Annotated in this window: 24 protein-coding genes, 1 tRNA gene and 3 pseudogenes; 13 read left to right on the top strand and 15 right to left on the bottom strand. The window is 62.6% G+C overall.

Annotated features, from left to right (window positions below; genetic code table 11):
- The first annotated feature begins 262 nt into the window (after positions 1–262).
- On the top strand, positions 263–757 hold the full coding sequence (locus tag EOA78_RS25550; RefSeq protein ID WP_127317536.1) for a hypothetical protein: 495 nt from the start codon (positions 263–265) through the stop codon (positions 755–757).
- A gap of 26 nt (positions 758–783) precedes the next feature.
- On the opposite strand, the gene EOA78_RS25555 is transcribed toward EOA78_RS25550, so the two are convergent.
- The 5 genes and pseudogenes from EOA78_RS25555 to EOA78_RS25570 form a co-directional block, all read right to left on the bottom strand.
- Positions 784–1,089, bottom strand: coding sequence for an urease subunit beta (locus EOA78_RS25555; protein WP_127317537.1), 306 nt, complete (start codon positions 1,087–1,089; stop codon positions 784–786).
- A gap of 8 nt (positions 1,090–1,097) precedes the next feature.
- The gene (locus EOA78_RS25560) at positions 1,098–1,691 is read right to left on the bottom strand and encodes a HupE/UreJ family protein (RefSeq protein ID WP_245477745.1); all 594 of its coding nucleotides are present in this window, start codon (positions 1,689–1,691) and stop codon (positions 1,098–1,100) included.
- 177 nt (positions 1,692–1,868) lie between these two features.
- Positions 1,869–1,979: pseudogene (locus EOA78_RS37280) on the bottom strand (DUF1272 domain-containing protein); the annotation flags it as partial.
- A 24-nt stretch (positions 1,980–2,003) separates the two neighbouring features.
- A complete protein-coding gene (locus EOA78_RS25565; protein ID WP_077374462.1) occupies positions 2,004–2,306 on the bottom strand; it encodes an urease subunit gamma in 303 nt (100 codons plus the stop codon).
- Positions 2,307–2,349: 43 nt separating this feature from the next.
- Positions 2,350–3,192, bottom strand: a complete 843-nt coding sequence (locus EOA78_RS25570; protein WP_127317565.1) for an urease accessory protein UreD — start codon at positions 3,190–3,192, stop codon at positions 2,350–2,352.
- Between the two features lie 202 nt (positions 3,193–3,394).
- On the opposite strand from EOA78_RS25570, the gene EOA78_RS25575 reads away from it, so the two are divergent.
- The 4 genes from EOA78_RS25575 (at position 3,395) to EOA78_RS36190 (ending at position 6,121) form a co-directional block, all read left to right on the top strand.
- The gene (locus EOA78_RS25575; RefSeq protein ID WP_127317539.1) at positions 3,395–3,649 is read left to right on the top strand and encodes an acyl carrier protein; all 255 of its coding nucleotides are present in this window, start codon (positions 3,395–3,397) and stop codon (positions 3,647–3,649) included.
- Between the two features lie 4 nt (positions 3,650–3,653).
- The gene (locus EOA78_RS25580) at positions 3,654–4,862 is read left to right on the top strand and encodes a beta-ketoacyl-[acyl-carrier-protein] synthase family protein (RefSeq protein ID WP_127317540.1); all 1,209 of its coding nucleotides are present in this window, start codon (positions 3,654–3,656) and stop codon (positions 4,860–4,862) included.
- 89 nt (positions 4,863–4,951) lie between these two features.
- The gene (locus tag EOA78_RS25585) at positions 4,952–5,656 is read left to right on the top strand and encodes a glutathione S-transferase N-terminal domain-containing protein (protein WP_127317541.1); all 705 of its coding nucleotides are present in this window, start codon (positions 4,952–4,954) and stop codon (positions 5,654–5,656) included.
- Positions 5,657–5,767: 111 nt separating this feature from the next.
- A complete protein-coding gene (locus tag EOA78_RS36190; protein ID WP_164783935.1) occupies positions 5,768–6,121 on the top strand; it encodes a hypothetical protein in 354 nt (117 codons plus the stop codon).
- A 46-nt stretch (positions 6,122–6,167) separates the two neighbouring features.
- Here the strand turns inward: EOA78_RS36190 and EOA78_RS25595 are convergent, their stop codons facing one another.
- Both EOA78_RS25595 and EOA78_RS25600 read right to left on the bottom strand, forming a co-directional pair.
- Positions 6,168–6,788, bottom strand: a complete 621-nt coding sequence (locus EOA78_RS25595) for a nucleoside triphosphate hydrolase (RefSeq protein WP_127317542.1) — start codon at positions 6,786–6,788, stop codon at positions 6,168–6,170.
- Positions 6,789–7,103: 315 nt separating this feature from the next.
- Positions 7,104–8,219, bottom strand: a complete 1,116-nt coding sequence (locus EOA78_RS25600) for a hypothetical protein (protein ID WP_127317543.1) — start codon at positions 8,217–8,219, stop codon at positions 7,104–7,106.
- Positions 8,220–8,441: 222 nt separating this feature from the next.
- Between EOA78_RS25600 and EOA78_RS25605 the strand changes: the two genes are divergently transcribed.
- Positions 8,442–9,329, top strand: coding sequence for a D-alanyl-D-alanine carboxypeptidase family protein (locus tag EOA78_RS25605; RefSeq protein ID WP_127317544.1), 888 nt, complete (start codon positions 8,442–8,444; stop codon positions 9,327–9,329).
- Between the two features lie 223 nt (positions 9,330–9,552).
- Positions 9,553–9,629: transfer RNA gene (locus EOA78_RS25610), tRNA-Arg, on the top strand.
- 267 nt (positions 9,630–9,896) lie between these two features.
- Here EOA78_RS25610 and EOA78_RS25615 read toward each other — a convergent pair.
- Both EOA78_RS25615 and EOA78_RS25620 read right to left on the bottom strand, forming a co-directional pair.
- Positions 9,897–11,633, bottom strand: a complete 1,737-nt coding sequence (locus tag EOA78_RS25615; protein WP_127317545.1) for an adenylate/guanylate cyclase domain-containing protein — start codon at positions 11,631–11,633, stop codon at positions 9,897–9,899.
- A 366-nt stretch (positions 11,634–11,999) separates the two neighbouring features.
- Positions 12,000–12,806, bottom strand: coding sequence for an adenylate/guanylate cyclase domain-containing protein (locus EOA78_RS25620; RefSeq protein WP_127317546.1), 807 nt, complete (start codon positions 12,804–12,806; stop codon positions 12,000–12,002).
- 56 nt (positions 12,807–12,862) lie between these two features.
- Here EOA78_RS25620 and EOA78_RS36195 point away from each other — a divergent pair, with 56 nt between their 5' ends.
- A complete protein-coding gene (locus EOA78_RS36195) occupies positions 12,863–13,009 on the top strand; it encodes a hypothetical protein (RefSeq protein ID WP_164783934.1) in 147 nt (48 codons plus the stop codon).
- 160 nt (positions 13,010–13,169) lie between these two features.
- On the opposite strand, the pseudogene EOA78_RS25625 reads toward EOA78_RS36195, so the two are convergent.
- The 4 genes and pseudogenes from EOA78_RS25625 to EOA78_RS25640 form a co-directional block, all read right to left on the bottom strand.
- A pseudogene (locus EOA78_RS25625) lies at positions 13,170–13,813 on the bottom strand (tyrosine-type recombinase/integrase); the annotation flags it as partial.
- 157 nt (positions 13,814–13,970) lie between these two features.
- Positions 13,971–14,411, bottom strand: a complete 441-nt coding sequence (locus tag EOA78_RS25630) for a DoxX family protein (RefSeq protein ID WP_127317547.1) — start codon at positions 14,409–14,411, stop codon at positions 13,971–13,973.
- Between the two features lie 79 nt (positions 14,412–14,490).
- Positions 14,491–15,411 carry an NAD-dependent epimerase gene (locus EOA78_RS25635; RefSeq protein ID WP_127317548.1) on the bottom strand — a complete coding sequence of 307 codons (921 nt, stop codon included), beginning with the start codon at positions 15,409–15,411 and terminating at the stop codon, positions 14,491–14,493.
- On the bottom strand, positions 15,408–16,262 hold the full coding sequence (locus EOA78_RS25640) for an NAD(P)H-binding protein (protein WP_127317549.1): 855 nt from the start codon (positions 16,260–16,262) through the stop codon (positions 15,408–15,410). The genes EOA78_RS25635 and EOA78_RS25640 overlap by 4 nt, the downstream gene beginning before the upstream one ends.
- A gap of 122 nt (positions 16,263–16,384) precedes the next feature.
- On the opposite strand from EOA78_RS25640, the gene EOA78_RS25645 reads away from it, so the two are divergent.
- Positions 16,385–16,783 carry a helix-turn-helix domain-containing protein gene (locus EOA78_RS25645; protein WP_206533499.1) on the top strand — a complete coding sequence of 133 codons (399 nt, stop codon included), beginning with the start codon at positions 16,385–16,387 and terminating at the stop codon, positions 16,781–16,783.
- A gap of 8 nt (positions 16,784–16,791) precedes the next feature.
- Here EOA78_RS25645 and EOA78_RS25650 read toward each other — a convergent pair.
- Together EOA78_RS25650 and EOA78_RS25655 are read right to left on the bottom strand one after the other, a co-directional pair.
- A pseudogene (locus tag EOA78_RS25650) lies at positions 16,792–17,196 on the bottom strand (helix-turn-helix domain-containing protein).
- Positions 17,197–17,708: 512 nt separating this feature from the next.
- Positions 17,709–18,299, bottom strand: coding sequence for a TetR/AcrR family transcriptional regulator (locus EOA78_RS25655; protein ID WP_127317568.1), 591 nt, complete (start codon positions 18,297–18,299; stop codon positions 17,709–17,711).
- Between the two features lie 128 nt (positions 18,300–18,427).
- On the opposite strand from EOA78_RS25655, the gene EOA78_RS25660 reads away from it, so the two are divergent.
- The 4 genes from EOA78_RS25660 (at position 18,428) to EOA78_RS37285 (ending at position 20,220) form a co-directional block, all read left to right on the top strand.
- On the top strand, positions 18,428–18,610 hold the full coding sequence (locus EOA78_RS25660; RefSeq protein ID WP_127317550.1) for a hypothetical protein: 183 nt from the start codon (positions 18,428–18,430) through the stop codon (positions 18,608–18,610).
- Positions 18,607–19,134, top strand: a complete 528-nt coding sequence (locus EOA78_RS25665; RefSeq protein WP_127317551.1) for a hypothetical protein — start codon at positions 18,607–18,609, stop codon at positions 19,132–19,134. The genes EOA78_RS25660 and EOA78_RS25665 overlap by 4 nt, the downstream gene beginning before the upstream one ends.
- Before the next feature lie 252 nt (positions 19,135–19,386).
- Positions 19,387–19,836, top strand: coding sequence for a DUF305 domain-containing protein (locus tag EOA78_RS25670; RefSeq protein WP_245477747.1), 450 nt, complete (start codon positions 19,387–19,389; stop codon positions 19,834–19,836).
- A 51-nt stretch (positions 19,837–19,887) separates the two neighbouring features.
- Complete coding sequence (locus EOA78_RS37285) at positions 19,888–20,220, top strand: four-helix bundle copper-binding protein (protein WP_127317553.1); 333 nt, start codon at positions 19,888–19,890, stop codon at positions 20,218–20,220.
- Positions 20,221–20,362 lie beyond the last annotated feature (142 nt).

Raw genomic sequence — 20,362 nt, forward strand, 5'->3', positions numbered from 1 at the left:
ATTGCGCAGTTCGATCGACGCGACCCCCCAGGTCAAATCCGCGCTCGAAGCCAAAGGACTCACCTCGGCGCAAGTGATCGCCGCCAGTATGGACACCAATGGCGCGCTGACCTTGATCACCAAGAAAGCGAGCTGACGATGCGCTGTGGCGGGCCGGCACAAGGCCGGTCTGCCGCATTGGGGAGGGAACCTTCGCAGGGCAGAATACGTTTCGACTTTTTGGCGTAGAAGCGAGTCTCGAAAGAGGCTCTGAGAGCGAGCGATGGCGATCACCACCTTCCCTGAGACCAGATGGCCGCATATGATTGCCGCTACTGCGTTTCTCGCGGCGAGCGTTCCCCAGGCCGCGCTGAATGCACAGGGTCTGGAAGCCCCGGATACGGTCAACAAGATCATCGGCTCGGAGGTCGGCCAGGAAGAGACCAACACGGCTGTGGAAGCCGGCAAAGTCACCACGGCGATCGACCGGACGCGTGAAAACATCGGTACGGTGCGCAAAACATCCAAGCTCGACAAAGTCGATATCGTGTTCCTCACCGACGCCGCGCGCACGGAAGGCGGTCTGCCGCCGGCGATAGAAAGCAAGGTCGAGCAGCATCAGGACGACATTGCAGAACTGCGCGAGGAGATCGAGGCGAACGCATTGCTGTTCAACGCAATCGACTCTCGACGCGTGCTGACCGAAGACGTTCTCGCCGTGGAATTCGATGATCCTGGAAAGGTCGTCATCTACGCGGCGGCCAAGCCGCCCAGCTGAGCCGAAACTGCTCGACGCCTTGGATCTCACAGCGCGCCCATGATCTTCTGCTGGAACCCGTAGACCTCGCGCTTGCCGCCGAGCGGCACCAAAGTGACGTCGCGCTCCTGGCCGGGCTCGAAGCGCATCGCCGTGCCGGCGGCGATGTCGAGGCGCATGCCCCGCGCCTTGTCGCGATCGAATTTCAGCCCCTCATTGGTCTCGAAGAAGTGATAGTGGCTGCCGACCTGGACCGGCCGGTCGCCGCTGTTGGCCACTTTCAAGGTGACGGTCGGCTGGCCCTTGTTGAGTTCGATCTCGCCGCCTGCCGTGATGATTTCGCCCGGGATCATCGCCAGCCTCACAAGACGCCGAAGGCGAGACCGGCACCGACGGCAGCACCGGCGCCGCCAGCGGCGCGGGCAAGGCCCGGGAATCTGATGCCAAGGCCAAGACCGGCAGCGAGGCCGGCGGCATGGAGTAGCGCGGTGGCGACGGCAAAGCCGGCCATATAGCCGAGCCCGCCGGCGTTTTCAGGCGCCTCGGTGCCATGGGCGTGACCGTGGAGCAGCGCGAACAGGCCGATGATGGCGACGCCGGCCGAGACCGGTAGATCGATCGCGAGCGCGACAAGCAGTCCCAGCGCCACGACGGACGCCAGTATGCCCGGTTCGACGAACGGCACCGGCACCTGCAGCATGCCGAGCGCGCCGCCTGCCAGCATGACGGTGACGAAGGCGAGCGGCCAGGCGACAACCGCCTTGCCGCCGTTGAGCGCCGCCCACAACCCGACCGCGATCATAACTGCCATGTGGTCGAGGCCAGAGAGCGGATGCATGAAGCCGGCTGACAGGGACGCGGTCGTGCCGATGCCGACATGAGCATAGGCGGGCATTGCGGCGGCGAAAAGCAGGATCGTCGAGAGAGACGTGCGTTTGATCATTGCGGGGACCATCGATATGCCTTCCGTTGTCAGGATCGTGCCGTCACGCGGCATTGCGGCCGGGCTGCAGCCTTCGGTCTTGAGGACGCGCTTTGTCGAGGCGGGATGTTTCGTCAGCATCGCTGCCGGCCGGATCGGGCGCACTGAAAAATTGCCGCCGCAATTCGGGCAGACGCGACCCAGCACGTTTACCGCGCAATCGGCGCAGAAGGTGCACTCGAAGGTGCAGATCAGCGCATCCGTCGCCTCAGGCGGCAGGTCTTTGTCGCAGCATTCGCAGTTGGGGCGCAGTTCAAGCATTTTCTTCTCCTACCTTATCGGCCCTCACCTTATCGGCTCGTGCACGGTCACCAGCTTGGTGCCGTCGGGAAACGTCGCCTCGACCTGGACGTCGTGGATCATCTCGGCGATGCCGTCCATCACCTGCGCGCGGGTGACGACATGGGCGCCGGCCTCCATCAGCTCGGCGACCTGGCGGCCGTCGCGGGCGCCCTCGACGACGAAGTCGGTGATCAGGGCGATCGCCTCCGGGTGATTGAGCTTGACGCCGCGTTCGAGCCGCTTGCGCGCCACGATCGCCGCCATGGCGATGAGCAGCTTGTCCTTTTCCCTTGGCGTCAGGTTCATGCGTTTCCCTAGGATGGCGTAATCAGGAGTGGCGTAATCGGAATCAGAGTGACCATAATTTGGGCAGACCCGCCCGTCTGTTGAGCAATTCGACGAGCGGAACCAGCCGCTTGCGGAGCTGGTAGCCGTCCTCGGCAAACAGCCTCGCAAGAAGCTTGCCAGATTTCTTCACGCTCCAGACACTGGCGTCGCCCTGGCCGCCGATAATGCCCCGGACCGGATCGAGCAAATCCTCCACCCGCGGTGAGATCATCAGCACCGTCGCCATGGCGATGGCGCCACCGGCCACGGCCGAACGGCCCAGAATGGCGGCAATGCCGGGCCCGATGCGGAAATCCTCGGCATGAACGAGCGCTCCTTCCTGACTGACGCGCCAGCGGTCGTGGAAGCTGCCGTGCGCCGCGCGTTCGCCCATGGCGAGGCGGCCGAAGACGGTCGCCTCGAGCACCAGCGCCTCGGCACCGGCGGCAAGCTCCAGGTCGAGCCTGCGGGCAAAGGCCGATCGATCAAAGACGATGGTTTCCTGCGGCAGCCAGGCTATGCGGCCGTCGGCGCCGACCGTCAGCTTCACCCGCACCTCGGCGCGATCGGATGCGGCGCGGTAGACCTTCTCGCAGGCCTGGGTGGTTATGGTGGCGGAGGCGCCGGCGCCGACATCGATCTCCCAGTCGAGGCGGTCGCCGCCGGTCAGCCCGCCGGCGGTGTTGATCAGGACGGCTTCGAGCGGATCGGCCGAGACGGCCGGCATGCGGATCTTGGCTGAACCATCCTGATAGAGGCGCCGAAGACGGGTGCGGCCGCCATTCTTGTCACAAGCAAGCTGCGCGGTTCCGGCGACGCGCTGGGCCGGCGGCACAAAGCTCAGGCCATGTTCGGTTATATCCATGGCGCCAACGATAACCACACCGCCGGCTTTGTCGACATATAGCTTGTTGCTTGACAACGTTTCGGTTTCTATAGAGGAGCCGTCTTGGTACGGTCACACAGCGCCTGGCGGGATAAAAGGCGACGGTGACGATCTGAACCTGGGGAAAAAGAGGCGCTGATCAGTTGGCGTCGAGAAACGACAAGGTTGGGGAAGGAACCGAATGGCTGACCAGCTGGCAACGGAAATCATCGCGAAGATCAAGGCTCATGCCGAGCCCGGTGGCGAAGAAATCACCACCAGCACCGAACTGACCTCACTTGGCATTCATTCGCTGGAACTGACGGAGATCATCTTTGACCTCGAGGAACAGTATGGCATCGAGATCGAGATGAACACGGTCGATGCCTGGAGCAACCTGAAGAACGTCGGCGACATGGTCGAGGCGGTTCGCGCGCTGATCGCGAAAAAAGCCTGACTGAATGAACAAGCGCGTCGTCATTACCGGCATCGGCGGCTTATGCGGGCTCGGCACCAATGTGCCCGCGATCTGGGGCGAGATGCGCTCCGGCCGCTCGGCCATCGGCCCGATCGTCAATTCGGAGCTGCATGACCTGAAAATCAGGGTCGGCTGCGAAATCAGGACGATTCCCGATCACGGCATCGACCGCAAGCAGGTCGTCTCGATGGACCGCTTCAGCCTTTTGGCGACGATCGCCGCGCGGGAGGCCGCGCAACAAGCCGAGCTGAACCTGCACGCAGCCAACACCTACCGGATGGGCGCCATCGTCGGCGTCGGCGTCTGCGGCTGGGAGGCGATCGAAGAGAGCTATCGCGCCATCCTGCTCGAAGGCAAGAACCGCGCCGGCATCTTCACCGTGCCGAAAGTGATGCCGGGTGCTGCGGCCGGCCATGTCAGCATGAATCTCGGCCTGCGCGGACCGGTCTTCGGCATCACTTCGGCCTGCTCCTCGTCCAACCACGCCATTGCCTCGGCGGTCGACCAGATCAGGCTCGGCCGCGCAGATGTCATGCTCGCCGGCGGTACCGATGCGCCGCTGGTCTGGGGCATCCTGAAAGGCTGGGAGGCGCTGAGGGTGCTGGCGCCCGACACCTGCCGGCCGTTTTCGGCCGATCGCCAGGGCTTGGTGCTCGGCGAAGGCGCCGGCATGGTTGTGCTGGAAACCTACGAGCATGCCATGGCGCGCGGCGCCACGATTCTCGCCGAAATTGCCGGCGCCGGCCTTTCCGGCGATGCCTCCGACATCGTCGCGCCGACCATCGAAGGGCCGGAGGCGGCGATGCGCTTCTGCCTCGTCGATGCCAGGCTCAACCCGGAAGACATCGACTATATCAATGCGCATGGCACCGGTACCAAGGCCAATGACCAGATCGAGACGGCGGCGATCAAGCGCGTCTTCGGCGACCATGCCTCCAGGCTTTCGATCTCCTCGACCAAATCGATGCACGCCCACTGCCTCGGCGCGTCGGGCGCGTTGGAGCTGATCGCGTGCGTGATGGCGATCCGCGAAGGCATCGTGCCGCCAACAGCCAATTTTCGCGAAACCGACGCCGATTGCGATCTCGACATCACGCCGAATGTGGCGCGCGAGCGCAAGGTGCGCGCGGCGATCAGCAACGGCTTCGCCTTCGGCGGCACCAATGCGGTGCTGGCGTTCAAGGCGGTCTGACCGCAACCGGATCATCCCGATAGGGGCGAAGCTCTTGCCCTCGCCGCGACCGCGCGCTTCCCCGCGAAAAATCCCGCCCAGGAGTTTCGATGACCGACCTGTCCGCCTTTCCGATCGCCACGCGCTGGCCGGCCAGCCATACCAACCGCATCCAGCTCTATTCGTTTCCGACGCCGAACGGGGTGAAGGTGTCGATCGCGCTGGAGGAACTCGGCCTGCCATACGAGGCGCATGCGGTGAACATCGGCAAGAAAGAAAGCTGGACGCCGGAATTCCTGTCGCTGAACCCCAACGGCAAGATCCCGGCGATGATCGATCCGGATGGCCCGGGCGGCAAGCCGATCGGGCTGTTCGAATCCGGCGCCATCCTGCTCTACCTCACCGACAAGACCGGCAGGCTGATCCCGGCCGACCCGGCGCGGCGTTACGAAACGATCCAGTGGGTGTTCTTCCAGATGGCCTCGATCGGGCCGATGTTCGGGCAAGTCGGCTTCTTCCACAAATTCGCCGGACGCGAGATCGCCGACAAGCGGCCGCTGGCGCGCTATCGCGACGAATCGCGGCGGCTGATCGGTGTGCTCGAGACGAGGCTGAAAGGCCGCAGCTGGATCATGGACGACGATTACACCATCGCCGATATCTCGATGCTGGGGTGGGTGCGCAATCTGATCGGTTTTTACGAGGCAAGGGAGCTTGTCGGCTTCGACGACTTTCGCAATGTCGCGGCATGGCTGGAACGCGGCCTTGCCCGCCCGGCGGTGCAAAAGGGTCTTAGTATCCCCGCCCGGGGCTAGCTCAATCGGCCGCAGGCGCCGAGAAGCGGCTGGGCCTATTTTGCCTTGGTTTTGGGTTTTGAGCCGCCCTTGCCCATGACGGAAGCGGCAAGAGACGCAGCGCTCCTGGCGGTGGCGACAACCGCACCGGCCGCGACATTGGCCGTCGTTTTAACCGTGCGCATTGCGCTGTCTGCCATCGAGCCGCCGGTTGCCGATTTCCTGGGCTTGGCCGGTTTTGCCGTGGCCTTGGCCGCGGTCGGTGTCACTTTCTTCGGTGCTGCCTTGCCAAAACTGGGCTTTGCCGCATCCTTGGAGCGGGCGGCGACCGCCGGGCCAGCGCCCGTCTTCGATTCAGTGGCCTTTGATTCAGTTGACTTTGATCGGGTTGCCCTGCCCTTGCCGGGTGCAGGCTTTCTTGCCTTGGTTGCCATCGGAGTTGCCATGGGACAGTTTTCCTCATGTCAGCATCATTGCCGTATCTGACATAACGGTCGGAAAGTCCTAAGGTTCCGGCGGGCCGTCCTGCGCATCAGGATTGATCGCCGATCACCAGATCGGCGGGGCGGCGGCGGGCAAGCACGCGGTCGATATTGGGCATGTCGTTGGAGGCGATCCAGGCGCGGGCGTCTTCGTCGGAGCGGCCATGCTCATGCCATCGCTCGAGCAGCCGGCGCTCGAGCTCGGCGCGCGGCATATCGACGAAGATCGAGAAATCGAACAGCGGCGCCAGTCGCGACCATGGTTCTTCGTCAAGCAAGAGATAGTTGCCTTCGACCAGGATGAACTTGGTGTCGGCGGCGATGATCGAAGCGGCGGCGCGCGACAGCTCCATGCTGCGGTCGAACACCGGAATCGCGATGTCGGGCTCGGCCGCGCGGATGCGCTTCAGCAAGGTTTCGAAGCCGGCAAAGTCGAAGGTTTCCGGAGCGCCCTTTCGCGCGCGCAGGCCGCGTTGCTCGAGCACGATATCGTCGTAATGGAACCCGTCCATCGGCACGATTTCGGCCGCGCCTTCCGGCAGCAGTTCATGCAGGCGGGCCGAAAGCGTCGACTTGCCGGCGCCCGGAGGACCGGCGATGGCAACGACAAAACGCTGCGCCTTGCCGGCGCGCTTGAAGATGGTGGCGGCGAGATGAGCAATCTCGGACATCGGAGCCTTTCTGGCTGGGTGTTTTGGATCGCATATTGGCAATAGTTCGCGGGAATTTCAAACGCGGGCTTATTGAAGATCGACCAATTGGAGAGGTCGACTCCGCCCCTCATTGCCCTGCCGGGCATTTCTCCCCGTATAGTGACGGGAGAAAGAGCTGGCCGCGACCTTGGCGCCCTTCCTGCAACGCTGGTGATTGGCGAAACCGTCGGTGAGAGCGCCCTCTACCCGTCACTTTACGGGGAGAGGATGCCGGCAGACAGGTGAGGGGCAGCGCAAGCGCCCGCAATGAGCTATAGCCTGCGCACAGCCCCATCAGACAGGCACGGCATGGCCGATCCGCAGGAAATCGCCGTCGAAAGCGACGTTGCGCGTCGAGCCGTCAGCCGCCGTGAGGCGCATGCGCCCCTGCGCGGTGGCGATGTCGCGCGGCGGCTCGCCGGCGGCTTGTTGACTTTGGGGCAAGGCGCCGATGACGTGGCGGAACGAGACATCGCCCCCTTCGCCAAGAGCAAAGGCGGTTGCCACCCCCTCCCGCTTCAGCCAGTTGTCACCGAGCGACGCGGCATGGCCGAGCGCGGTGCGGCCGTCCTCGATGCCGAGCACGCCGCGATGGCGGCCGCTCCACGGCGCGTAGTCGCGACCGCCATTGCTGACCCACAGCATCGTGACCGGCAGTTCGGCCGGGTTCTTCAGCACCACAACGAGATCGGCTTCCGCCTTTCGCGCCAGTGCGGTCCAGCCCGGCCCGCCATGGTCGGCCTCGACCAGCGTGACGAAATCCTCTCGGCTCTGGTCGATGCGATAGTCGGTCAGGTCGAGCGTGCCGCCATCGGCGGCGAGAAAACGCGTCAGGTCGGTGGAACGCGCGGGATAGGCGAAGCGGAAACGGCCGCGGGCCGGATCAGGCTCCAGCGGGTCGTCCGGCGTCGCCGCAAATCGCTTCGGCGAAAAAGCGAGCCTGCCGCCGTCCTTCATCACCGTCATCGGATGATGCGCGACGGAAATCGCGCCCGAACCACCGGAAAAGACATGTTCCTGGTAGAGAAAGGGATGATCGTCGCGCAGGGTCAGGATCTTGTCGACCGTCGCGCCCATGACCTTGTGCTGCAGCCGGAAAACGGCCCGCCAGCCGTCGGCAGTCGCCTCGGAAGCGACGGCATCCCAGCGGCTGTTGGCCGGCCAGCCATGCAGGGGTGCTTCCTCGACATCGCTTCGGGAAAACGGCGCGCAGAGAAAATCGCCGGACAGGCGAACGGTGCCGGCAGGCAGGTCTTGCGGCAGCGTCTCGCGCGGCTCGTCGATCCAGGGCGCGCGATGCAGCGGTTTTAGCCGGCGCCCGTCGATATCGACCGTCATGTCGACGAGATGGCCGACGGTGAGATCGACCGTTACCGAAATGCCGTTTGCCTTGATCGTGAGCGTATCCATGGCGCACCTGCTGATTCTGCCGGCGCCAGCAAACCCGGTCGGTGCCGGTTGCGCAAGCGCAGTCCCCGGTATTTCGGCGCCCAGACCAGCGCAGCGCAGGCTCCGTCCTGGCATCTGTGGACAGGTGATAATCCTGGGCAACACCAGTGTTAACCAAATAGACGGCGCCATTGGGTTAGGCTAGTTTCCCAGTCGTTTCAGCAACAGCTTACCTTCAGAACAGTGTCCAAGCCGCGCCTCTTTCCTTTCATTAAAAGATTTGTCGCGGCGTTTGCGCTGCTGGTGCTCGTCGCCGGCTGCGCGACGACGCCGCCGGAAACCATGCTGGCGGTGCCGGCGCCGGCGCAGAAATATGCGGCAATCGTCATCGACGGCAGCAGCGGCAGGACGCTGTTCGAGGCCAATTCAACGGCGCCGCGCTATCCGGCGTCGCTGACCAAGATGATGACGCTCTACCTTCTGTTCGAGGCGCTGGACCAAGGCCGCATCAGCAAGACGACGCCGATCCCGGTCTCGGACAACGCCGCCAGGCAGCCGCCGACCAAGCTGCGCTTCCGTCGCGGCGAGACGATCGACGTCGAATCGGCGATCCGGGCGATCACCGTCAAATCGGCCAATGACGTGGCGGTCGCCGTCGCCGAATATCTCGGCGGCAGCGAAGCGGCGTTTGCCGCAATGATGACGGCCAAAGCGCGCCAGATCGGCATGCGCAGCACCGTCTTCCGCAACGCTTCGGGCCTGCCGGACGCCGGCCAGCTGACGACGGCGCGCGACATGGCGGTGCTCGGCATGGCGCTGCGCACCCGCTTCCCGCAGCATTTCCACTATTTCTCCGAAAGCGACTTCATGTTCCGCGGCAGGCTGGTGCGCGGCCACAACGACATGCTCGGCCGCGTCCGCGGCGTCAACGGCATCAAAACCGGCTATATCAGAGCCTCCGGCTTCAACATTGTCACCTCCTACGATGCCGACGGCCGCCGGCTCATCCTCGTCGTGATGGGCGCCGACAGCGCGCGCCAGCGCAACGACCACGTCGAGGCGCTAATCCAGCGCAACCTGTCGCCGATGGCGGCGAACGCGACGACAAAGTTGCTTTACGCGCAGGAGTAGTGAGGGGTGGAGTGGCAGCGGACGAAAAGCCAGGGCTTTTTGAATGACGGATGCCCCGAGCCTGCGAGGCCGCGCAGCGACCGGATCGGCGCGAACCGATCGCCCAGAGGCGCCGGGACAACTTTGCGGCGCCTTGCCCGTTGAAGCCAGCGCCGGCTTCCGCTAAGAAGCGTGGCTGGCCGGTTACCCGGCTGGTTCGTTTTCCGGATTGTCGATCCTGAAGGCACCCGTAGCTCAGCTGGATAGAGCGCTGCCCTCCGAAGGCAGAGGTCACAGGTTCGAATCCTGTCGGGTGCGCCAATTAATGCAATAATATCAGTACCTTGTGCGAGGAGATCAATTGCTCGCCGTTGAGTTGACCTTTGCTGCGAAAGCACCGAGGGAGCAAATCTACGCAGAGGTCTTGGCCTGACCCTAGACGGACAATCGGCGCTCGAATTTGGTTCCGAATAGCGGACGTTCATCGAACCGCTTTGACCCGTTCCGGGCCGTCCCCCAATTGCCGATATTCCCGCTGCCCTGCGAAAACCAGGTGCGCAACCGAGAAAGGAAGTCTGATCAAGATATTCATTCTGGCAGCCCCGCCATGCAATAGCCCTTCACGAAATGTCGCCGCAGGTCTTCATCACGGAAAGGCTGCGAAGCCGACCACTGCCGGATAGTAAAGTTCGGATTGTTCATCATGAACAACTGTGCTTCGGTCCGCGCCTCCTCTAAGCGTCCCAGTTGCGCCAAGCTCGCCGCAAGCAGGCGGCGCGATGTCGCGCGATACGTTTCGGGCCGGCGCAGCGTCTGGACCGCGGATGCGTAGTCACGAATCGCATATTGGGCCTGCCCCAGCATCCAGTAATACCAGCCGGGCGGGTGGGGATTGAGCCTGAGCGCCTTGCGTACGTGTTCGATGGCGTCGGCCGGTCGGCCGTTCATCACAATCAGATCTGCACGCATCGCCCATGCATCGGCATGGTTCGGGTCCAATTTGAGGGCAGCGTCGAACTCGGCATCCGATTCCGCCCAGCGGCGTTCATGGCCCAGTATGATGCCTAGCACCCATCGGTTCCCAGCATCGTTGGGGTCGAGCGCGACGGCCTTTTGCGCTTCCGCGATGGCGCTTGCGCGATTTGGATCCATTGCCTGGTCCCAGAATTCCCAACTTAGCCACAGGTTCAGGGCCAGCAAGCGCCGTGCCTCCGCATAGTCCGGGTCGAGCGCGATCGCTCGCCGCAGCAGGAATATCGCTTCTCTCGCGGCGCTGGCCGTTTGCAGGCCCAAGGCCCGCGCTCGTACACAGAGGTCATACGCCTTCAGATTCGTAGGCCTATTGCGCGCTGGTGCGGCCGTCAGACGGCCCGCCAACGCTTCGACGATCTTCGCGGTCACCTCGTCCTGTACGGCAAATATATCTTCCAAGTTGCGGTCGAACCTCTCCGCCCAAAGGTGGTCCCCTTCGATCGCATCGATCAGCTGAGCGTTGATGCGAACCCGCCCTGCAGCACGGCGAGCGCTACCCTCCAGGACATAGCGCACCCCAAGCTCGCGAGCGATGCGGCGCACGTCCACGTGCCTGCCCTTGTATGCGAAACTCGAGTTGCTTGCGATGACAAACAGGCCGCTGGTCCTCGAAAGATCGGTGATCAGGTCTTCCGTCAAACCGTCAACAAATACCTCTTGCTCCGGGTCGTTACTCATGTTGGTGAACGGAAGCACGGCGATGGAAGGCTTGATCGGCAACGGTAGCGGCGCGTTTTCTCCCGACCCCTGATGCTCCCACATTGCCGAAGATTCGACGCGATAAACAGCCACCGGCTCTGTGACATTCTTGATCGTCTGCAGACCAAGCTCCTCAAACCCGCAGTCGAGACGCCGCTTGACCTGATCGTAGACATTACCGGAGACGCAGACTTCTCCCGGTCCAGCTATTCCCTGAAGACGCACGGCGACAATGACGCCATTCCCGTAGAGATCGCCGCCTTCCACGACGACATCACCTAGATTGATTCCGACGCGCAACAGGATTTGACGACCCTCAGCGAAACCTTTGTTCGCTGCCGCAATGCGCCTTTGGAACTCGACGGCGCAAGTCACGGCGTTCACCGCACTGGCGAACTCGACCAGAACGCCGTCACCCATCACCTTGACGATCCGGCCTTGGTGTTGGCGGACAAGAGGCTCCAGAATTTCCTTGCGCCGCTCCTTTAGCGCGGCGAGCGTACCCCGCTCGTCTAGTTCGATGAGCCGACTATAGCCGACCACATCAGCAGCCATTATGGCTGCAAGACGGCGTTGGGCGCGTTCTTCGGCCATTTCGCACGAGCGCTTTCACAGAACGCAGTGTGCTGAATTCTATGCCGCCCATTTCAAAAGTCTATCAGGCGAGATCCGAATCCTAGGCGGCAAGCCTCCGCGTGTAAGCACCAGCCGATCGTCCAATTCGATGACTGTTGCTTAATCCCGCCTGCAAGTGTCCGAAAGGGCGTCAACTCCGGATAAACGCCAACGTCAGCTTCAAAAAAACGCCGGAAGCGTCAGGGTATGTGCAGTCGAGGCGATGAAGCCCAACCTCGCAGAATCAAGATCGAGTTGGCTATATGGCTTGATCGGGTGGAAGGCTGCCCCGAACGTCATACCCGCTGGATTGCCCTTTATACAGCTCATCGAATGCCTGACTTGTCAGGATCCAGGCGAGATCCCGTCAATGCGGAGGGCCCGTACCTCGATCGGAGAGGCCCTCCCTCTGAGTTCCAGCGTGCGCTCACTGTTCGGCAAGTGACGAGGTCCGGCTCTGGTCCACGCCGCCTCGGTGACCAGAAGCTCGCCGGGGCCCGCCTGAGATGCCAAGCGCGCCGCTACATTCACCGCGTCTCCCATTGCCGTGAAATCGGCGACCAATCCGTCCCCGACGGAACCGACGTAAGCCGTACCGGAGTGAACGCCGATGCCGATGGGCAACCAAGGTCCGCCGGGCTCGCCGTGCCCGGTAGCCGAAAGCAGGCGCCGACCTGCCTCTACAGCGGCGGCGGGATGACCGGCGACGATGGCGGGAAGGAACAGGCCGATAAGCTCGTCACCGACGAACTTGTCTATCAGCGCATCGCAGCCGATTAAAATGTCACTACCGGACTTGAAGAATCGGTTCATGAGCGACGCGAACTCGGCAGGCATCATCCTTTCGGCCATGCTCGTAGAGCCTCGAACATCAGCGAAAAGAAGCGATAGATCGATCTCGGCGCCGCCAGGATTGGTGCGGATAAACTCTTCGCACAGGTTGCAGAAACTTGGGTTTTTTCGAGAGGGTTTCCTGCCCCATTTGGAAGAGAGCGCGCTCATGAGCACGCCACCCAAGGGGAACAGGCACGTCTTGCACCGGGGAGATCCCGGCAGCAGCTTGAACTGCATCCGATCGGCATGAAGGGGTGACTGCGGGTCGGTCAGAAGGCCGCGCCACATCTCCTCGTGGGGGTTCTTGTCGCTTGCCATCGGGTCCCACCTAAGCGGAGTTATAATAGCACGGGAAGAGACACTGGGCTTCTGAAATGACTGCTTTGGTCCGATCGCTTGCCACCCGCGCGATCGGGCAGGCAGAAGTGGGAGCGGCGCGTACCATGGTTGACAAGACCAAGGAGCGCTTCGGCCTGAAGCCAGAGTACCTAGCCGCCGACAGCGTCTACGGATCGATTTAAGCCGCTGGCGAACGGCAGCTCTGGAGACGCGCCGGGAAAGTCGGCTCCTGGCGCAACCTCGACCTACAGCGTGGTCAACCGCAACGTCTGCTATCGGGCCGCGGCGAAGATCACCGCAGCGGCCGAAATGGGCGCAAAGCAGACTTGCAGGGTGATCCGATCAGGCAGCAGCATGGCCCGCCTCGGATCTCACTGCCTTCGGTTGCCCCAGGAAGTGAGCAAGTGCCGTCTTCCTAGAAGCCCGATCGAGCGCATAGAAGGTGTGAGGGAAGGCGACGCCGTCCAGCAAACCCTGAATGTAGCCGGCGATGCTGTCGGCCGCCATGATGAGCGCGGTGTCCACTGTGTGGATGTAGCGGCTGGTCACCGACCCTCGTGAATGACCTACTAGGGCTGCAATCGTGGCCTCGGTGAAGCCAAGGTCATTAGCGATGCTGGCGAAGCTGTGTCGGAGAACAGGCGGCGTGATACCGGCCAGGTCGATATCCTTGAACAGCTTAGTCCACTGCCTGGGGAAGCTCCCGAACGGCGTGCCATCCTCCCAGCCGGGGAAGACGTAGTCTTCAGCGCTCTGCTCCTCGTCGCGGCGAGCTTCGAGATACTCCAGCACGGGCAGGCCGATTGGACGCACCGACGCCCCCTCCTTGCTGTCGGCCGGGCGCAGGCAACTGCCCTCGACATCGACTTCTCCGAGCGGAGACCAATGACCTCAGTGCGCCGGCAGCCTGTCAGGGCGATCACCCTGATGATTTCTGCCGTGGTCTTGTACTGCCCGTCCTCGACCGCCTTCCGAAGAATATCGCCGTAGGCGGCGCTCGTCGGTCTGACGACAATCCATCAACCGATCCGACGCGATCTCCTCCTCGATCGGGTGGCGCGGCAGCAGCGAGAAGCCCACGCCGCGCACGTCGCCTCGAGGACACGGCTAACTGGTCGAACCCGGTTGCCCCGACGTCGAGGCCTAGTTACGGGCCGAAATCGGCGCTTTGAACCAGCGGCCCCAAAAGACAAACAGCGCCAGCCCGAGCAGCACGAGATTGAACGGCAGCGCCATTGCCAGTTCGCCGCGCGCGGCGTGGAAGCCGATGGCGAGCACCTGGATCGTGACCAGGCCCAACGCGGCCAGCGGCGTCAATCGAGGCAGGATGAGGGTCAGAGCGGGCAAGATAAGGCCGATAGCGCCAAGAAGTTCCGACGCGCCGATGAAGCGCAGCAGCCACTCGGGCAAATCGGTCGCGTAATTCACCCCCATGGCAATGAGGTCGGCGGGAGCCAGGAAGCTCTTGCTGACGCCAGCCATGCCAAACACGCCTGCAAGCGCGATTTGCGCTGCCCACAGGCCAATGGTGAGGATGCGGCTTGAGGCGGGGGCGGCCTTGGTGGCCAGTGTTTGTCCGGACATGTTTTTCTCCTGATGCGCCTGGAACGGGCGTTCGCAGACGATTTCTGCTGGGTTGCGACTAAGGCTTGGGCGGTATGGGTCAGCTCGATGCGCGCAGCATCTGGGCGCTCTCGCGCAAGGCAGCGTCGATCGGTTCAGGTACAAGCCCGAACGTCTCGGCCGCCCGCCGTGAGTCGATGAGAAACGGACGGTCGAACCGGTAGTAGGTGGTCCGAAGTTCCTTGAGCATCGGCATGAACAGGCCCGAGACCCACAAGCCGGCGTAGGGAAGGACGATCACCTTTGGAGCGGGCAGCCCGTTCAACTGGGCGAGGCGATCGAGCAGTTGCCGGGCCGTCATCGGCGCGTTGGTCGGGACGTGCCAGGCTTTTCCCCACGCTTGCGGATCCTGCGCCACTGTCACCAGCAGCTTTGCGGAGTCGTTGACGGAGGTCCAACTGCGCGGAACGTCGATCGGAACCGGAGAGATCACCCGCTTACCCTCGAGCAAGGGCTTGGCAAGGGCCAGGGCGAACAAGCTGTTGGGCTGAATGTGATCGCTGGAGCGAATTTCGGTCAGCTTGAGCCGTCCCGCCTGATGGCGCCCTAGCGCCTCGCGCCAGAGATCGGCACGCACCCCGAGCTTGGGGTGCGTTGCGACAAGCGGCGTGTCCTCGCTCACCACGCCTTTCACCGGCCCATAGCCATACAGCATACTGTAGCTCGCCAGCACCGCGCCTGTCCGCTCTGCTGCGATCATGATGGCCTCGAACAGCGGGGGCCAGTCGGTCGGCCACCGGTCGTATGTCGGGCTGGCGCAACAATAGATCGCAGAGGCGCCCTGGCTGACCGCAGTCAGCCACTCGGGATCCGTGGCATCGGCCGCTACGCGCTCGATCAAAGGGTGCACCGGGCCGGTGCCCCTGCGTGTCACGAGCTTGACCTGCTGGCCCCTGCTGGCAAGCAGGTTGGCGGTGGCGGTCCCGACGCTGCTCGCGCCGACAATGACGCTGAAGCTCATGACAGTGCCCGGAGCGCTTCGCCAAGCGTCTCGACGAGGGGCCTTGCGGGCCTGCCAGCCAGCTTTTCGACATCGCCGGTCACGATGTCGTTGCCGCCCGCGGCGAACTTCTTCTGGATGTCGATCACCGCATCGATCACGATTTCAGGATAGCCGAACTGAGCAAAGCCCACCCGAAGAGCCGCTTCAGGAGCGATCTGGAAGCTGATCTCACGGCCCGTGATTTTGGAGGCAGTGGCGGCGCGCTCCGCCCCGGTCAAGCTCTGTGGACCGGTGAGGTTGTAGATCGCTCCGTCATGGCCCTTGCTGATGAGCATTCCCGCCGCGGCTGCCGCGATGTCGTTGCGCGAGATGAATGCGACCTTGTTTTCGGCCAAGCCAAAAATCTGACTGGTCTGGGGCGCGGCCACCTCCATGGCAAAGCTCTCGACGTAGTAGTTCATGCGCAGGATGGTCCACGCCCTTGCCCGCTGGATCAGGGTCTGTTCGCCGCGCCAGTATGACCCATGTATGGAGGTGTCGTCGGCTCTCGCGGTTCCAGCCGCGGACAGGAACACTACGTGGCCGACCCCCGCCGCGGCCGCCGCTTCGATTGCGGCAGCATTCTGGCGCGACCGCGCACCCGGGGCCAGATCGACGGTGGGGATCAGCAGAAGCCGGTCGAGGCCGGCATAGGCTTGGGCCAGCATTTCGGGGTTATCATAGTCGCCGGCGCGCTTCTCCCATTCTCCCGCTACCTTCTCGGGCGTGCGGCTGATGGCGACGAGGTCGTGACCCTGTGCTCGCACTGCGAGCTCGGCCAAGACGGCTTGCCCAAGGTGGCCGCTTGCGCCACTGATTCCGATCTTCATGCTGTGATTTCCTTTTCGAACAAAATGTTCGTAAGGTCATATCGGTGCATTAGGATGGCGCGCAAGATTGCACTTTTTTGTCCATCACGATCAAAAAAGTGCTCGATTCAAACGGAGAACAGATGATGAAGGCAGGAAACGCACTCCATCACGACGAAGCGGCAAAGGACGAATGCAGGGCCCTCGGTCAGATCCTCGACCGTGTGGGCGACAAGTGGACAGTCATGGCAGTCGGCGCCCTGAAAGACGGACCGGTGCGCTTCACCGCGTTGCTCCGTCAGATCGGCAGCGTCTCCCACCGTATGCTGACCCTGACGCTGCGAGGGCTGGAGGAAGATGGGCTGGTCAAGCGCACCGTTTTTCCGACCATTCCACCGAAGGTCACGTATGAGCTCACCCCGCTTGGGCACTCGCTTATCGAGCCGCTCCGAGCACTGTCCCAATGGGCGGTCCAGCACAGACACGAAGTTGAGAGCGCACGGCAGGCGTTTCGCGCCGAACGGGATCCGGAGGCGGCCTAGCAGAATGGTTAGCGATGCTTCGATGTAGCACTTTTGGTTCTGCGGCCGCGCGAGGCCGATCGCTTGGGCGGCACGCTGTTTCCATACTCGCTCCACTAGGCCGCTAGCGCCTCCATTGCTGGCCCGAGCCCTCGCGCCTTTGGCGTGATCTCATACTCAACCCGAAGCGGGACTTCCGCGAACATCGTACGCGACACGAGGCCGTCCGCTTCGAGCTCACGCAATTGCGCCGTTAGCATGTGCTGAGTGACTCCAGGGATCGCTTTTCGCAGCTCACCGAAGCGGTGAACCCGCTGACTTAGCAGCCACATGATCTCCAGCTTCCACTTGCCTGAGAGCAGCGCGAATGCCCGGCGCATCTCCTCGTGCATGTTGGGTTGCGAGATGCCGAAATCTCGGCACTGCACCGCCATCTTCTCTCCATCCAGAACCCGCGCTACGAACTTCAGCCGCTCATCCATGTGGCTACACTCCTTCCAAGGCACCCTTGCTCTCCTTGCAAAGGGCCAAAAGTGTAACCCATGTCTCCGGAATGAACTGTCACCATCTCTCGGGAAGGGCACGTGGGTCCATTCTGGACACATAGGTCGCTCATCTCTCGGGACGGGAACGACCTGCCGATTCCTCCACTTCGGCCACACCCTATAAAGTCGGACGTCGAAGCCAGTGCTGCCCGCCCATCATGCTCACCTTCGCTCTCACCGATAGCCTGGAACCCAATCCGCCTGGCGCAATCAGTTTCCCGAAGACGCAACCATGCGTCATCTCGGCGCCTATTCCCGCGGGTTCGCCCATGGTCAGGACTCCAAGCTCACAGGGCGACCCGGTGCGATTCCGTTTGGTCTTTTGCTCACCGAGAAGATCGCGGCACGCGGGCAACATGCACAGCAAGAAACTGCTCGACCGCAACCAAACGAACTTTGTGTCAACATCTCGGGTGCGCTGACACACGTCCAGACCGCAACCCGGCCAGCGTGACCGCGACGAGCCGGCGGACCGCGGCCTTGGAAGGCAGGCTACTGGCTGCCGTGAGGGCGTGGAGGCAATAGGTCGCAAGTTCGTCAGGCGCGACGTCGTTCCGGAGGTCGCCCATCGCTGCGCCCTCGGCCAGCAGATCGCGGATGAGCTGGTGGAGATGGTGCTGCGCCTTGACGACGTGTTCGCCTCGATGCAGGCGTGCGGCGAGTTCGGTGCCATGGTGCTTCTGAGAAATGAACGCGTAGGCCTCAAGTACGGCCTCCAGCCGCTCACCGGCGTCGCCAGCCTGGTCCCGGATTGCAATGAGATGTTCGAGGTGACCGGCGACCTGACGTTCGTGCCAGGCGACGAGGATCGCTTCGACGTCCGGGAAGTATTTGTACAGCGTTGCGCGACCTATTCCAGTCTCCTCGGCGATTTTCGCCATCGTCACCGACAGCAACCCATGCTTGGCCACCAGCGCCCCCGTGGCGTCCAAGCTCGCGTCGCGTACGGCGCGGCGGTGCGCATCGATGGTTTCGTTCCATAGCTTCGGCATCACTCCAAGATACCTGACGGGACGACCTTGTCGAGATAAGAGACATTGTGATTTGATATAGACACGTCGTATCGATAAAAATCGAGCTGTCATTAAAACGGCGACACCACACGACGGAGGGAACGCACATGGGCGACCCGCCTCCCTACCCCGGCGCGCCCCGCTGGGTGAAAATCACGGGGATCATCGCGATCATCCTGGTTCTGCTGGTCATCGCTGCGCTCTTCACCGGCGTCGGCGGACCCCACAGTCCCGGTCGGCACCTGCCGTCATCCTCCAGCGTTCCAGAGCCTGGCATGCAACAGCCATGATGATGACGCCCTGGCTCCGAAAGTTCGCGCTTACCGCGCATGTCACGTCCTCGGTCGGCACTCTCGGTGCGGTCGCCGGCTTCCTGGCTCTCGCCGTCGCCGGCCTGACCAGCCCAGATTCGCAGGTGGTGCGCGCCGCCTATCTCGCGATGGAGTTGACCGTCTGGTACGCCATCGTTCCGCTGGTCCTGGCCTCACTGGTTACCGGGCTTGTCCAGTCACTGGGCACTCCATGGGGCCTGTTCCGCCACTATTGGATCGTGGCGAAACTACTGCTGAACGTGCTTGTCACCATCGTGCTGCTGCTTCAGCTGGAGCTGATCGGCTATTTGGCAGATGTCTCTGCAGAGACGATGTTATCCAGCGCGGATCTTCGGGGGCTGAGGTTCTCCCCTGTGATCCACGCCGCTGGAGGGCTGCTCGTCTTACTCGTGCCCGTGGTTCTGTCGCTGTACAAGCCGCGAGGCCTGACCCCCTATGGGTGGCGCAAGCAACATGAGGGGACCATGGCTCCGCATCCATAGAGGCAGCCCGTCTAAACCGGCGCTCCGCCACATCGGAACAAAGTTTCCACGCTTCCCGTTACGCAGCATGTCATGCGTTGCACTCGTGCAGGTTCTTCGGCGGGCGAAGGCAGCTTTTTTCATCTGCTTCGCTATAGGTTTGCTTCTGTCCGGAGCGCACCTCGCCAACGCAATGGGCCACGATCACCCTCCCGGCACGGAATTGCAATTGCCACATTCAACGACGCAGGCGAGTGAGACGGATGGAGACAAATCATGACCAAGACTAAACTCACGATCGCCACGGCAGCGCTGCTGTCGGGATTCGCCTCGGCGGCGTTCGCTCAGCAATCCTCCGACCAGCCTATGGCTTCGGCGCCCCTGCCCGAGCAATGCGGCCAGCCTGAAGGCGCATCAGCGGGGCACACCATGCCAGGAATGGCCGGCATGGACATGTCGGGCATGGATGAAGCGCACAAGGCCAACATGGCGGCGATGATGAAGATGCATCCTGCCATGATGCAAGGCATGATGGCCAAAGACCCCGATGTCGCCTTCGTTTGCGGGATGATCGCGCATCATCAGGGCGCGATCGACATGGCCGAAGTCGAGTTGAAGTACGGCGACAATGACCCAGCCAAGAAGATGGCTCAGACGATCATCGACGCCCAGACCAAGGAAATCGGCGAGTTCAACAAGTGGCTTGAGACCAACGCAAAGTGATCGTCAGGACTAATCGTAGGGCGCTCTCGACACGAACAAAGGACACCTTCCATGCATCACCTTACCCCCGAAATGAAAAGCTGCATTGACGAATGCCTGCGCTGTTATTCCGTGTGCCTTTCGACCGCGATGGGCCACTGCCTGGAACTAGGCGGCCAACACACCGAAAAGCGCCACTTCACATTGATGATGGCATGCGCGGAGATCTGCCGGACATCGGCGCATTTCATGCTCATCGGTTCCGAGCACCACAAGCATACCTGTGGCGAATGCGCCGAGATCTGCAATGAATGTGCGGATGACTGTGAGCGCATTGGCGACATGCAGGAATGCGTCGAGGCCTGCCGTCGCTGTGCGGAGAGCTGCCGGACAATGGCGGCCTAGAATCTCGTCCGAGGGCGCCCGGTTCAGACCGCGCGCCCTCCTTACTCATCTGAAGAAGACGAACTTGACCAGGGCAGCGATCACCAGCACGACCAGAGCGAGGAGAATGAAGCCTGCCACGCCCATTCCCCACATTCCGCCC

The organism is Mesorhizobium sp. M5C.F.Cr.IN.023.01.1.1, assembly GCF_003997585.1.
GTDB classification, from domain to species: Bacteria; Pseudomonadota; Alphaproteobacteria; order Rhizobiales; family Rhizobiaceae; genus Mesorhizobium; species Mesorhizobium wenxiniae.

Bases quoted from the DNA above. Each gene is read 5' to 3' on its own strand.
- EOA78_RS25600 (WP_127317543.1), bottom strand. From the start codon at position 8,219: ATGGATACGCTCACGATCAAGGCAAACGGCATTTCGGTAACGGTCGAT.
- EOA78_RS37285 (WP_127317553.1), top strand. From the start codon at position 19,888: ATGCATCACCTTACCCCCGAAATGAAAAGCTGCATTGACGAATGCCTG.
- EOA78_RS25555 (WP_127317537.1), bottom strand. From the start codon at position 1,089: ATGATCCCGGGCGAAATCATCACGGCAGGCGGCGAGATCGAACTCAAC.
- EOA78_RS25635 (WP_127317548.1), bottom strand. From the start codon at position 15,411: ATGAGCTTCAGCGTCATTGTCGGCGCGAGCAGCGTCGGGACCGCCACC.
- EOA78_RS25575 (WP_127317539.1), top strand. From the start codon at position 3,395: ATGGCTGACCAGCTGGCAACGGAAATCATCGCGAAGATCAAGGCTCAT.
- EOA78_RS25580 (WP_127317540.1), top strand. From the start codon at position 3,654: ATGAACAAGCGCGTCGTCATTACCGGCATCGGCGGCTTATGCGGGCTC.
- EOA78_RS25630 (WP_127317547.1), bottom strand. From the start codon at position 14,411: ATGTCCGGACAAACACTGGCCACCAAGGCCGCCCCCGCCTCAAGCCGC.
- EOA78_RS25585 (WP_127317541.1), top strand. From the start codon at position 4,952: ATGACCGACCTGTCCGCCTTTCCGATCGCCACGCGCTGGCCGGCCAGC.
- EOA78_RS25645 (WP_206533499.1), top strand. From the start codon at position 16,385: ATGATGAAGGCAGGAAACGCACTCCATCACGACGAAGCGGCAAAGGAC.
- EOA78_RS25615 (WP_127317545.1), bottom strand. From the start codon at position 11,633: ATGGCCGAAGAACGCGCCCAACGCCGTCTTGCAGCCATAATGGCTGCT.
- EOA78_RS25660 (WP_127317550.1), top strand. From the start codon at position 18,428: ATGGGCGACCCGCCTCCCTACCCCGGCGCGCCCCGCTGGGTGAAAATC.
- EOA78_RS25655 (WP_127317568.1), bottom strand. From the start codon at position 18,299: ATGCCGAAGCTATGGAACGAAACCATCGATGCGCACCGCCGCGCCGTA.
- EOA78_RS25640 (WP_127317549.1), bottom strand. From the start codon at position 16,262: ATGAAGATCGGAATCAGTGGCGCAAGCGGCCACCTTGGGCAAGCCGTC.
- EOA78_RS25620 (WP_127317546.1), bottom strand. From the start codon at position 12,806: ATGGCAAGCGACAAGAACCCCCACGAGGAGATGTGGCGCGGCCTTCTG.
- EOA78_RS25560 (WP_245477745.1), bottom strand. From the start codon at position 1,691: ATGGTCCCCGCAATGATCAAACGCACGTCTCTCTCGACGATCCTGCTT.
- EOA78_RS25665 (WP_127317551.1), top strand. From the start codon at position 18,607: ATGATGATGACGCCCTGGCTCCGAAAGTTCGCGCTTACCGCGCATGTC.
- EOA78_RS25550 (WP_127317536.1), top strand. From the start codon at position 263: ATGGCGATCACCACCTTCCCTGAGACCAGATGGCCGCATATGATTGCC.
- EOA78_RS25565 (WP_077374462.1), bottom strand. From the start codon at position 2,306: ATGAACCTGACGCCAAGGGAAAAGGACAAGCTGCTCATCGCCATGGCG.
- EOA78_RS25595 (WP_127317542.1), bottom strand. From the start codon at position 6,788: ATGTCCGAGATTGCTCATCTCGCCGCCACCATCTTCAAGCGCGCCGGC.
- EOA78_RS36195 (WP_164783934.1), top strand. From the start codon at position 12,863: ATGACTGCTTTGGTCCGATCGCTTGCCACCCGCGCGATCGGGCAGGCA.
- EOA78_RS25570 (WP_127317565.1), bottom strand. From the start codon at position 3,192: ATGGATATAACCGAACATGGCCTGAGCTTTGTGCCGCCGGCCCAGCGC.